Source organism: Pseudoalteromonas sp. S4741 (assembly GCF_005886135.1).
In the GTDB taxonomy this organism is placed as follows: domain Bacteria; phylum Pseudomonadota; class Gammaproteobacteria; order Enterobacterales; family Alteromonadaceae; genus Pseudoalteromonas; species Pseudoalteromonas tetraodonis.
Window position 1 is genome coordinate 1 of the sequence record NZ_PNCN01000027.1, and the last position, 12,065, is coordinate 12,065.

At 41.4% G+C, this 12,065-nt stretch carries 11 protein-coding genes; 2 read left to right on the forward strand and 9 right to left on the reverse strand.

From position 1 onward, the window contains the following. Positions 1-262: 262 nt before the first annotated feature. Positions 263-1,234: a zinc transporter ZntB gene (locus CWC30_RS04560; RefSeq protein ID WP_069439870.1), complete on the forward strand. Its 972-nt coding sequence runs from the start codon at positions 263-265 to the stop codon at positions 1,232-1,234. Between the two features lie 68 nt (positions 1,235-1,302). Here the strand turns inward: CWC30_RS04560 and rraB are convergent, their stop codons facing one another. From rraB to CWC30_RS04605, 9 genes are all read right to left on the reverse strand, one after another. After that, positions 1,303-1,638, reverse strand: coding sequence for a ribonuclease E inhibitor RraB (rraB, locus tag CWC30_RS04565; RefSeq protein WP_008110603.1), 336 nt, complete (start codon positions 1,636-1,638; stop codon positions 1,303-1,305). Then, positions 1,638-2,351: a 1-acylglycerol-3-phosphate O-acyltransferase gene (locus CWC30_RS04570; protein WP_036980160.1), complete on the reverse strand. Its 714-nt coding sequence runs from the start codon at positions 2,349-2,351 to the stop codon at positions 1,638-1,640. The genes rraB and CWC30_RS04570 overlap by 1 nt, the downstream gene beginning before the upstream one ends. Positions 2,352-2,507: 156 nt before the next feature. Then, a complete protein-coding gene (gene parC, locus CWC30_RS04575) occupies positions 2,508-4,805 on the reverse strand; it encodes a DNA topoisomerase IV subunit A (protein WP_138626545.1) in 2,298 nt (765 codons plus the stop codon). A 10-nt stretch (positions 4,806-4,815) separates the two neighbouring features. After that, positions 4,816-5,910, reverse strand: coding sequence for a PQQ-dependent sugar dehydrogenase (locus CWC30_RS04580; protein WP_138626546.1), 1,095 nt, complete (start codon positions 5,908-5,910; stop codon positions 4,816-4,818). A 27-nt stretch (positions 5,911-5,937) separates the two neighbouring features. Then, on the reverse strand, positions 5,938-7,827 hold the full coding sequence (gene parE / locus CWC30_RS04585; protein ID WP_013465836.1) for a DNA topoisomerase IV subunit B: 1,890 nt from the start codon (positions 7,825-7,827) through the stop codon (positions 5,938-5,940). Between the two features lie 20 nt (positions 7,828-7,847). Then, complete coding sequence (locus tag CWC30_RS04590; protein WP_008110593.1) at positions 7,848-8,411, reverse strand: YqiA/YcfP family alpha/beta fold hydrolase; 564 nt, start codon at positions 8,409-8,411, stop codon at positions 7,848-7,850. Beyond that, on the reverse strand, positions 8,396-9,181 hold the full coding sequence (locus CWC30_RS04595; RefSeq protein WP_138626547.1) for a metallophosphoesterase: 786 nt from the start codon (positions 9,179-9,181) through the stop codon (positions 8,396-8,398). The genes CWC30_RS04590 and CWC30_RS04595 overlap by 16 nt, the downstream gene beginning before the upstream one ends. Next, entirely contained in the window at positions 9,168-9,626 is a 459-nt protein-coding gene (locus tag CWC30_RS04600) for a DUF1249 domain-containing protein (RefSeq protein WP_138626548.1), read from the reverse strand. The genes CWC30_RS04595 and CWC30_RS04600 overlap by 14 nt, the downstream gene beginning before the upstream one ends. A 31-nt stretch (positions 9,627-9,657) precedes the next feature. Next, positions 9,658-10,284, reverse strand: coding sequence for an NUDIX domain-containing protein (locus CWC30_RS04605; protein WP_016900572.1), 627 nt, complete (start codon positions 10,282-10,284; stop codon positions 9,658-9,660). A gap of 158 nt (positions 10,285-10,442) precedes the next feature. Between CWC30_RS04605 and tolC the strand changes: the two genes are divergently transcribed. Beyond that, a complete protein-coding gene (gene tolC, locus CWC30_RS04610) occupies positions 10,443-11,801 on the forward strand; it encodes an outer membrane channel protein TolC (protein ID WP_138562241.1) in 1,359 nt (452 codons plus the stop codon). The last annotated feature ends 264 nt before the right edge of the window (positions 11,802-12,065 follow it).

Sequence of the window (12,065 nt, forward strand, 5' to 3'; positions counted from 1 at the left end):
ACGAGCAAAGCTTCCGCGTCCTGCTCACGCCCCTTACCTACATCCATGTAGGCAACAAAGAGTTAATTGCCCCTAGGCAGAACCCTTCGGGCAGCGCTTATTTGGCATTGATGCTGTGTTATCGCCTATTTATGGGGAATAACCACACTCTGCCTTGCCTAAATATCAAATAGATTGCTGAAATTTAACCTTGAAAGATAAACAGATCCTAAATACATTACAGTTAACTGTATTAAAAACATACTACCGATGAGAAATTATTATGATTAATGGCTTACTTCATGCACTTATTCTTGATGAAAAAGGCGGTGCACGCCCCATAGAAAACAGCAAGCAATTACACCAATGGCAACCTACTGATGGAAAACTGTGGGTGCATATGGACTACAGCCAAACAGATGCGGTGGATTGGTTAAAAAACTGCGGGCTGTTAAACGACTATGAACTGGAATCACTCACTGCTGATGAACCGCGTCCACGAATAACGCCAACAACGAATGGCCATATGTTATTTTTACGCGGGATCAACTTAAACCCAGCACAAAGCCCTGAAGACATGGTATCTATTCGGTTATTTATAAATAACGATGTGGTGATCACCACGCGTAAGCGCCGATTATTATCAGTGCAAGATATTCTAGCCTCGTTGAATAATAATGAGGGGCCATGCAGTATTTCTGAATTGGTGTGTACATTAGCGCACAAGCTCACTTCACGTATGCAAACAGTAATTGATGAGCTAGATGAAAGCTTAGATGATTTTGAAGAGGAAATTGATGAGCCCAGTAAAAAGTTTGATAACCAAGGCTTGTCGCAACTTCGCCGTCAAACCATCGCGCTAAAGCGTTACTTAAAACCACAAAAAGAAGCACTCAGTAGCATGGTTAATAATCATTACCCATGGCTTTTTGACGATGATAAAGCCAAGCTAAATGAAACCACCAATTTACTTATTCGCTATTTAGAAGAGCTCGATAGTTCAATAGAGCGCGCACTTGTTATCCAACAAACCATTACAAATCAGGTCTCTGAGCAATTAAATCAGCGGATGTATGTAATGTCGGTGGTGGCTGCTTTATTTTTACCGCTGGGCTTTCTAACGGGATTATTGGGGGTCAATGTCGGCGGTATACCTGGAACAGAAAGCCCTTATGCATTCACTGCATTTGTGGTGTTTTTAATTGTTTTGACTGGTGGGATTGGTATTTACTTTAAAAATAAAAAGTGGCTGTAATTACAATACAGCTCCAACAAGGCACAAAAAAGGCGAACATGATTGTTCGCCTTTTGCATTGGTAACCCTTACTCTTGAAAGTAAGTGCCCCAACCGTCGTATTCTACGTCGCATTCAACCGCAAGCTGTGCAAGCTTATCAACGTCTTCCATTATAACGTCAACATCTAATTCGGCTTCAACAACAATGTCAAAACTCCAAATTTTTTCACCGTCTTCAAGCTCAAGTTCTGCTGGCTCTTCTACATCGTAACCTAGTTTAAACGCAGCCAATGCCGCTTGTTCTAACTTAGTAAAGTCTTCACATACAAAGTGGTGCTCTACTTCATAAAGAATTTCTGGATCGGACCCATCTTCAAGTAGTGAAGTTACGATGTCTTCACTTATTTCACGCCAGTTTTCCATTATTTCTCTCTCACTTGAGCATCTAATTCTGTTATTTTAGCAGCCATAATACTGTGCACACTTTTAGCATGTTCACGGGCACTGATACTGTTATCAAGTGCTATGGGGGCTAACATTTCAATGTAAATTGTACCATTATCCCAGCGATTTAGTTTAATGGTTTTATCGGTTGTGTTCATACATACTGGCACAACAGGCACCTCTGCACTCATTGCGGTATGAAATGCACCGGTTTTAAAGGGGAGTAAACCACGACCATAACTACGCGTCCCCTCAGGGAACATCCACACCGATAAGCCTTTTTGTTTTATTTTAGCCGCTGCTTTTGAGATTGTGCCAGCAGCTTTTGAACGATTTGATCGGTCGATTAAAATATTACCCGACAACCAATAAAGCTGACCAAAAAATGGGATCCATTTAAGACTTTTTTTGCCAACGCTCACACAATTTTTTGGTACCATAGCTGGAATAGTAAATAAATCGTAGCTATTTTGATGATTCGCTACATACACAGCAGGCCCCACCTTAAGCGCATCAGGATGATATTTTAGTTCTAATTTAACCCCAAGCATTTTAGCCATTGAGCCAAACCAACTTGCAATAACGTGCACATTACTAGGATGAAATGGTCTAAAAATTGATAACAACAAACCAAAAAAACAACTTAATAATATAAACAACAGCATTATTAAAATACGTATAACAGCTAGCAAGTGCGCCTCTTCAATATAACCACAATCATGTATTGTTTTATTATAACGTTATTTTGTTACGCAGACGAGAAAATAGCGCACAAGCGTGCGCTGAAATAAAACAGTCATAAAAAAACGGCTTACCTGAGTAAGCCGTTTTCTAATTTGATCTCAAGATTAACTTGGCTCTGCGTCTGAATTTGGCTCATCGACTTGTTGCGGTGTTAACTCTACCACGGCTTCATCAACGCGCTGTAAACCACGAGGTAACTTGTTCCCTCTGCGGCCTCGCTCGCCATGGTAATGCTCAAGGTCGCTTGGTTTAAGGGTCAGCTTACGCTTACCTGCATGCAGCGTAACACTGCTGCCTTGCGGCACAACAGCTAATACTTTTACAAACTCTTCGCGCGCTTGTACTTTAGCGCCCGGAATAGAAATAATTTTATTGCCTTTACCTTTACCTAGCTTAGGTAGGTCACGCAGTGGGAATAACAACATCCGCCCTTCGTTAGAAATCGCCATACAGTAGTCAGTAGCCACGTCGTTAACGCGAATTGGCGAAAGTAACACACCCCCTTTTGGCACACTCACTAACGCTTTACCGTTTTTGTTTTTGCTGACTAAATCTTTAAAGTCAGTAATAAAGCCATAACCGGCATCAGAAGCCATTAGCAATACTTGAGCGTCTTCACCCATAACTACGTGCTCAAAGCTTGCGCCTGAGGTTAGATTAAAGCGCCCTGTCATTGGCTCGCCTTGGCTTCTTGCAGAAGGAAGACTATGAGCATCAGTGGCAAATGCACGTCCAGCTGAATCTAAAAATACCGCAGGCTGATTACTTTTACCTCTCGCTGATGCTCTATAACCATCACCAGCTCGGTAATTTAATCCTTCTACATCTAAGTCATGACCCTTACCAACCCGTGCCCAACCTTTATCAGATAAAACAACAGTCACAGACTCTGAAGGGATTAAATCTTTTTCGCTCAGAGCTTTGGCTTCCACACGCTCAATAACAGGTGAGCGACGATCGTCGCCATACATTTCTGCGGCTTCTTGAATTTCTTTTTTAAGCAACGTCGACATGCGACGGTCTGAGCCTAATGTTTGCTCTAATTTGTCACGCTCTTTTGCCAATTCGTCTTGCTCACCACGAATTTTAAACTCTTCAAGTTTTGCCAAATGGCGAAGTTTTAATTCTAAAATGGCTTCTGCTTGAATATCGGTTAAATCAAAGCGCTCCATCAATATTGGTTTGGGCTTATCTTCAGAGCGGATAATTTCTATAACTTCATCAATATTTAAAAAGGCAGCCAGTAAACCTTCTAAAATATGTAATCGAGCCAGTACTTTATCAAGTCGATATTGCAAGCGACGACGTACCGTTTCGCGTCTAAAGGTTAACCACTCTGTTAAAATACTACGTAAATCTTTAACCTGTGGACGACCATCTAAGCCCAGCATATTTAAATTTACGCGGTAATTTTTTTCAAGATCGGTGGTGGCAAATAAGTGCGCCATTAATGGCTCAGCTTTAATTCGGTTTGAACGCGGCACAATCACAATACGGGTTGGATTTTCGTGATCAGACTCATCACGTAAGTCAGCCACCATTGGTAACTTTTTAGCGTTCATTTGCGCTGCAATTTGCTCAAGTACTTTTGCACCCGAACATTGGTGCGGCAAAGCGGTAATGACGATATCGCCCTGCTCTTCACAATACACAGCGCGCATTTTAATTGAGCCACGGCCGGTTTTATAAATTTTGTGAATATCAGCTTTTGGCGTAATTATTTCAGCATCAGTTGGATAATCAGGCGCATGCACTAAATCCAATAACTCTTCGAGCTCTGTTTTTGGCTTATCAAGTAATAAACAACAGGCACTGGCTACTTCACGCACATTATGCGGCGGTATATCGGTTGCCATACCCACAGCAATACCGGTGACACCATTAAGTAATATATGCGGTAAGCGCGATGGCAATACTAATGGTTCATCCATGGTGCCATCGAAGTTTGGCGTCCAATCAACAGTCCCTTGGCCTAACTCTTTAAGTAATACTTCAGAGAATTTAGATAAACGCGCTTCGGTATAACGCATTGCCGCAAACGACTTAGGATCATCTGCAGCACCCCAGTTACCTTGACCATCAACTAACGGGTAGCGATAAGAAAACGGCTGCGCCATAAGTACCATGGCTTCATAACAGGCACTATCACCATGAGGATGGTATTTACCTAATACGTCACCCACGGTACGGGCTGATTTTTTGTATTTAGCACTTGCCGATAATCCCAGTTCACTCATCGCATAAATAATACGACGCTGAACGGGTTTTAGGCCGTCACCAACGTGCGGTAAGGCACGATCCATGATCACGTACATTGAATAATTTAAATAGGCGTCTTCGGTAAAACGCCCCATTGTTTGCTGTTCAATTCCTTGCATTAGCAAGGTATCTGTATCACTCATTAAAGCTTACCTAGTTTTTCTTATAGCTTACGCGGTAAATTACGTTTGCGTAATCATCGCTTACCAATAGACTGCCATCATTTAATTGTGCAAATGCAACAGGGCGTCCAAATGTCGTTTCGTCTTGCATAAAGCCGGTGATCAGTGGCGTATACTTTGTTACCTTGGCATTTTCTATAGTTGCCACTGCCACTTTATAACCGACCTTTTTAGAGCGGTTCCATGAACCGTGCTCAGCTACAAATAACTGTTGTTTATAGCTATCAGGGAACTGCTTGCCGGTATAAAAATGAATACCCAATGGCGCAACATGCGCCCCCAATGCCAATGCAGGTTGAGTGTAGTCAGCAATGTTTTTGCCTTCACCAAACTCCGGATCAACAATAACGCCACCATGCACGTATGGAAAACCAAAATGTTCTTCTTCTTTAGTGATGCGGTTTAGCTCATCGGGTGGAATATCATCCCCCATCATGTCGCGGCCATTATCGCTAAACCATAGCATTTGCGTGCTAGGGTGAAAGTCAAAGCCTACAGTATTGCGCACACCTTTGGCTAAAGTGGTTATTTCTTTGGTGTCGGTGTTTAACGAAAAAATACGACCAAACCGAGGATCTTCCTCGCAAATATTACAGGGAACACCCACCGGAATAATCAGCTCGCCGTTTGGCGCAAAGCGTAAAAACTTCCAGCCATGGTGGCGCTCTGACGGTAAATCGCTATAAAACACTTCATACTCAGGGTTTTTGAGGTGCTTATCGATATTTTTAAAACGAATAATACGGTGCACTTCACCGACATATAAGTCACCGTCTTTAATCGCTAAACCCGAGGGCATATTCAGTCCCTCTGCAATCACTATTTTTTTATCTGCCACACCATCGCTGTTATGATCAATCATTGCATACACATTACCCGCATTACGCGACCCTGCATACACTATACCTCGGCTTGATACTGCAATTTGCCGAGCATTTTCAACATCATCAGCAAATAAGCTTATTTCAAACCCTGGGGCAGCGGTCAGCTTGTCGAGAATATTTTTCGCCATCACTGGCGATGACATAAAGCAGAGTAACAACAGTGTGCTAAATAGTCTTTTCATTTGCCTCTCCTGTAGCCCAAAGGCTTATTAAACTTGTGCTTTGTTACCGTGATCTTCAAGCCATTGGCGGCGATCTGATGAACGCTTTTTAGCAAGTAACATATCCATCATTTCCATTGTTTGTTCTTCTTCATCAAGTGTTAGCTGCACTAATCGACGGGTATTTGGATCCATGGTTGTTTCACGCAATTGTAGCGGGTTCATTTCACCCAAGCCTTTAAAGCGTTGCACGTTTACCTTACCGCGTTTTTTCTCTGCTTCTATACGCGCTAAAATGCCCGTTTTTTCATCTTCATCAAGCGCGTAATAAACATCTTTACCAATATCAATTCTAAACAGCGGTGGCATAGCAACATACACATGCCCAGTTTTTACCAATTGTGGGAAGTGGCGCACAAATAAGGCACACAATAAAGTGGCAATGTGCAGTCCATCCGAGTCAGCATCCGCTAATATACATATTTTATTGTAACGCAGCCCTGATAAATCACTTGAATCGGGGTCAATACCCAATGCCACTGAAATATCATGCACTTCTTGAGAGGCCAAAATTTGCCCTGATTCTACTTCCCAAGTATTTAAAATTTTACCTCTTAGTGGCATGATCGCCTGAAACTCACGATCTCGCGCTTGTTTAGCTGAGCCACCCGCTGAATCACCCTCTACTAAAAACAATTCTGTGCGGTCATTATCAGCAGCACTACAATCGGTCAGTTTGCCTGGTAATGCAGGGCCTGAAGTAACTCGCTTACGAACTACTTTTTTAGCCGCGCGTAAGCGACGCTGTGCATTTGAAATACATAATTCAGAAAGTAACTCTGCGGTGTCAGTGTGCTCATTTAGCCATAAGCTAAAGGCATCTTTTACGACACCCGATACAAACGCAGCACATGAACGTGATGAGAGTTTTTCTTTGGTTTGCCCTGCAAATTGTGGGTCTTGCATTTTTACCGACAATACATAACTACAACGTTCCCAAATATCATCTGGGGTGAGCTTTACACCACGTGGTAATAAGTTTCTAAATTCACAAAATTCACGCATCGCCTCTAAAAGCCCTTGGCGCAGGCCATTTACGTGGGTGCCACCTTGTGCGGTAGGAATTAAGTTTACATAACTTTCGGCTGTTGACTCACCGCCTTCAGGCATCCATACAACGGCCCAATCAGCGCCTTCAATAGAACTTGAAAACTCACCTACAAATGGGTCTTTAGGCAGTATCTCATAGCCTTTAACTGCTTCTACTAAGTAATCTTTTAAGCCGGTTTCATAAAACCACTCTTGGGTTTCTTTCGTTTGTTTATTTACAAACTTAATACGCAAACCTGGGCATAGTACCGCTTTGGCTTTTAATAAATGATTAAGCTTAGTCAGTGAAAAGTTAGCAGAATCAAAATAGCTGGTATCTGGCCAAAAGCGCACGGTAGTACCGGTATTGCGTTTACCCACTGAGCCAATAACATTTAAATCTTCAACTTTATCGCCATGCTCAAAAGCCATTCTAAATTGCTGTGCGTCACGGCGAACCGTTACTTCCACGCGGGTAGATAGCGCATTAACGACCGAGATACCTACCCCATGCAAACCACCAGAGAACTGGTAATTTTTATTTGAAAATTTACCACCTGCGTGTAATTTGGTGAATATTAGTTCAACCCCAGGAATACCTTCTTCAGGGTGAATATCTATCGGCATCCCCCGACCATCATCGCTCACTTCAAGTGAGTTATCTTCATGCAAAATGACATCAATACGCGTCGCATGCCCGGCCATTGCTTCATCAACACTGTTATCAATAACCTCTTGGCCTAAATGATTGGGGCGCGATGTGTCTGTATACATGCCTGGGCGGCGTTTTACCGGCTCTAATCCATTAAGTACTTCAATAGCTTCGGCGTTATAATTTTGTTGAGTCATAGTTTTTATCTTTATATACGCTAATATCTGATTTTAAGAAAATCGACAATGCTTGAAAAAGCTCGCTCAAAGCCATTAAAGCTATGATCGCCGCCAAATTCAATTAACTGTTTACATTGTGAGTAATACTTTATTGCGTGCTGAAAATTTAACACTTCATCCCCTGTTTGCTGTAATAAATACAACAGTTCAGGGTGTTTTAACTCTGTCACCGTTAATGCTTTTAACGCATCTATATGACGAGATTGTAATTGGTAATTATAATCTTGATACGGATTATAATTAGGCCCAAGTATAGGCTCTAATAATGTATATGGGGCAACGGCAGGATTAATTACCACCGCAGGAATTTGATAACGCTGCGATAAATACGTGGCAAAAAAACCACCTAACGAGCTGCCCAATAATACGGTATTCGGTGTTAATAGTTGTTCAAGCGCTATAATCGCCTCTATAGGTTCATGATTTAAGCGTGGCACACAATAATCAACATCATAGTGTGCCATAAGCTCACCAAAGCGCACAGCTTTATATGATTTTTCAGAGCTATTAAAACCGTGAATATAGATTACTCGTTTAACCATACCACGTCCGTGCGTATATGCACCTTTTGTTGCTCAGCATTTAAGTGCAGCATACGATAAGCCGCCCCTTTATCTTCTTGCTGCCAAGTAGCACTGTGCTTTGTAAACTGCACGGAACTGGCCGGTGTCGCGTAAATATCAAGCTCTCTAAATTGCTGTTGGTAGTTATTGTGAACATGCCCATGAAACAGCGCATCAACGCGGCCATTATTAACTAATAAATTTAATAGCTGCGGCCCATTTTCTAGCATGTGTTTGTCTAGGTAGCCATTAATAGGCAGTGGGTTGTGATGACAAAATGCAATATGACGATTATCTGAATCGACTAAACACGCCATAATTTCCTCTAAATGCGAGGGCGTCACCCACCCAGCAGGGGTATTTCCTTTAGAATTAATTAATATCAGTTCAAACCCTTGCGCCACAATATGTTTAGCGCGTTGTATTTGCCCGCCACTAATTAAATTGAGCTGATCAATTTCATCATGATTGCCGGGAACCCAAAATACGGGGCAATCAAGGTCACTATTATGAATCAGTTCAGCAAATAATAAATAGGAATTAAAGCTGTGATCTTGGGTTAAATCGCCACCAAATATCAAGGCATCAGGCTGCTGTTTTGCTATATCTGAAAGTGCCCTAGTAAAATGATCTGCGGTGTTAACCCCAAAATACTCGCTCTGCTTATCGCTAAAAAGATGACAATCCGTTATATGGGCTATACGAAGCTGGGCTTGCTCAAAATAATACGTATCATCAAACCAAGCCATTATTTACATCCCAATTAAGTGTTGATTGACCTCGCTCTACACAGGCAACCAACCAATCATATAAAAAAGCATTCAACTGATATTTTTCATCTTTTTGATGCATCTTAGGATTAGGGTAGCCATAGGAAGGTTTGATTCGTTGGTGGTAATCATGGTGGACAATTTCGGCTACCTTAGCATCATTATATAAGCGCACTGTTAAATACAAAGGCGAAATATCACTTACCATTCCTGATAACTGTTTAATAGATATATCAAGGGTGTACTTGGCAATATCATCTATGTTGATGGCAAATTTACTGTGGCCCAGTTTGATTTCTCTGACACTGCCAATCGCTCGTTCACGAGGTAGTAATTTTAAAAGGCGTACGTAATTATGCTCACAAAGTGTTAAATACTTTGGAAGGCTTTGAATGTATCGATTAGTCGTTAAAAGTGCTGTCAAAATACCGCCATTACTATTAAAAAATTAAAAACTATGCCCACTTCTTACGTATTCTGTCGCGATTTAGTGCTAACCATTGCAAGCAAATTACCGTAGCCGCATTATCTATCTCGCCACGATTGAGTCGCTCAAATGCTTCATCTAAATCCATAATATGCGTTTTAATATCTTCACCTTCGGTGTCTAAGCCATATATACCGGTATTAATTTGGCTTAAGTCGGCGTGAGCTAAATATAAAAACAAACGCTCTGTAGTACCGCCGGGGCTTGAAAGGTAAGACAACATAAACTCAAGTTCTGTTAAATTAAGTCCCGCTTCTTCAAACGCTTCTTTTTTAACAACCGACTCGTAATCTTCACTGCCATCGGTCATGCCCGCTATACATTCTAACAGCCAAGGCGTGTGTTTGCTTTTAATTGCGCCAATTCGAATTTGTTCAATTAGCAGCACTTGCTCAGTTACTGGGTCATAAGGTAAAACTGCGACCGCATCTCCGCGTTCAAGAATTTCTCGACGAATTACCTCAGACTCTCCACCCGCAAATAAGGCATGCTTAAATTGATAAAGGTTTATTTTAAAAAAACCATCATACAAATTTTCAATTGGTTTTAATCTCACATCGTCATGGGTAAATTTAATACGACTTTTATTCGCCATCTATTCTTTCCTTTTTGAGGGTGCAAATACATCAACGTCATTTAGGTATATATTCTGTTACACTTGAGAACGCTGTTTTACTAATTTTTTTTTTAGTTATTAGTTAAAACAGGTTAACATGCTACTAGTACAAAAATTGTCTAAGGACCGAACATCACATGAAAAAGAACATCCTTGCTGCACTGGTTAGTTTATCATGCGCATTGGGCTCAACCGTAGCCAATGCAGAAGATTTACTTCAAGTTTTTGAAATCGCAACAGCCAACGATCCTACCGTTTTAAAAGCAAAAGCCCAAGCTGATGCACAATCATACCAAAGCGATCGCGCTATGAGCGCACTATTACCGCAAATTGGTTTAAGCATGAGTTATGAAAAAAGTGACTCGACCTCTTTTCAAAGCATAGGCGATTTATCAAACCAAGTTAAAGTCGAAAGTGAAACGGACCAATTCAGACGTGGTATTAGCTTAAGCCAAACGCTATTTGATTTGGGCGCGTGGAATTCACTCGGCATTGCTGACAAACAAGCACTGCAAGCTAGTGGCCAGTACGATTTTGCTAAACAAGATTTAATAGTACGTGTGGCTGAAGGCTATTTTAACGTATTAAGCGCTATTGATAACCTTGAATTTGTACAAGCTGAAAAACGTGCCATTGAGCGCCAACTTGAACAAACTAAACAACGTTACGCTGTAGGTTTAACGGCTATTACCGATGTACATGAAGCACAAGCACAATTTGATAACTCAGTAGCGCAAGAAATCATTGCTAATAATGCGGTAGAAACAGCCCGTGAGCAACTACGTGAGATCACCGGTAAATACCATGCAAAGCTAGATATGTTAAACACCGAAACGTTTTCTACTGTTAAGCCAAGTACGCCTGCAACTGATTTAGTTAAAATAGCTAAAGACAAAAACTTAAATCTGCAAGTATCAAAAATAACGGTTGATATAGCTAAAGAACAAATTGAACTCGCAAAAGCAGGTCATTACCCAAAACTAACGTTAAATGCTAGCTACGGCGACTCATTAACAGATAGTGAGTTAAATGGCGTTAGTTTTGACGATCAACCTCGTTCAGATTCAAGCTCTATTGGACTAAACTTTAGCGTACCACTTTACTCAGGTGGCGCAACGGTTGCTGCAACAGATCAAGCACGTGCATTTTACGTTGCTGCGAGCCAAGATTTTGAAACCGATTATCGTGCAGTAACTCGCTCTGTTATTACTTCTTATAACCAAGTGGTATCTGATATTGCGACCTATAAAGCGCTTGAACAAGCGGTTATTTCAGCACAAAGCGCATTAAAAGCCACGGAAGCGGGTTTTGAAGTGGGTACACGTACCATTGTTGATGTGCTCGTCAGTACGCAAAACTTATACAACGCAAAGCGTAATCTTGCTGATGTGCGTTATCGCTATGTTGTGTCAACGCTTCGTCTAAAACAAGCAACAGGCACATTAAGCCGCGAAGACTTAGTGGGTATAAACCAAGGTTTAAATACTGTTAACTAAACACTATATTTCATTATATAACCACTAAAGCCAGCTTTTTGCTGGCTTTTTGTATTTTTGAGCGCATAGCGTTAAACTAGGGTCTGTTGACCTTTCAAGGTTAAATTTGCAGCAGCCTGTTTGGTATTTAGGCAAGGCAGAGTCTATGTGGTGTGGTTATTCCCCATAAATAGGCGATAACGTAGCATCAATGCCAAACAGGTGCTGCCCTTCGGGTTCTGCCTAGGAGCGATTCACTCTTTGTTGCCTACATGGATGTAGGTA

What these genes read in the sequence shown, in the direction of transcription:
- CWC30_RS04605 (WP_016900572.1), bottom strand. Translation starts at nt 10,284, where the DNA reads ATGGCGAATAAAAGTCGTATTAAATTTACCCATGACGATGTGAGATTA.
- rraB (WP_008110603.1), bottom strand. Translation starts at nt 1,638, where the DNA reads ATGGAAAACTGGCGTGAAATAAGTGAAGACATCGTAACTTCACTACTT.
- parC (WP_138626545.1), bottom strand. Translation starts at nt 4,805, where the DNA reads ATGAGTGATACAGATACCTTGCTAATGCAAGGAATTGAACAGCAAACA.
- tolC (WP_138562241.1), top strand. Translation starts at nt 10,443, where the DNA reads ATGAAAAAGAACATCCTTGCTGCACTGGTTAGTTTATCATGCGCATTG.
- parE (WP_013465836.1), bottom strand. Translation starts at nt 7,827, where the DNA reads ATGACTCAACAAAATTATAACGCCGAAGCTATTGAAGTACTTAATGGA.
- CWC30_RS04580 (WP_138626546.1), bottom strand. Translation starts at nt 5,910, where the DNA reads ATGAAAAGACTATTTAGCACACTGTTGTTACTCTGCTTTATGTCATCG.
- CWC30_RS04595 (WP_138626547.1), bottom strand. Translation starts at nt 9,181, where the DNA reads ATGGCTTGGTTTGATGATACGTATTATTTTGAGCAAGCCCAGCTTCGT.
- CWC30_RS04590 (WP_008110593.1), bottom strand. Translation starts at nt 8,411, where the DNA reads ATGGTTAAACGAGTAATCTATATTCACGGTTTTAATAGCTCTGAAAAA.
- CWC30_RS04560 (WP_069439870.1), top strand. Translation starts at nt 263, where the DNA reads ATGATTAATGGCTTACTTCATGCACTTATTCTTGATGAAAAAGGCGGT.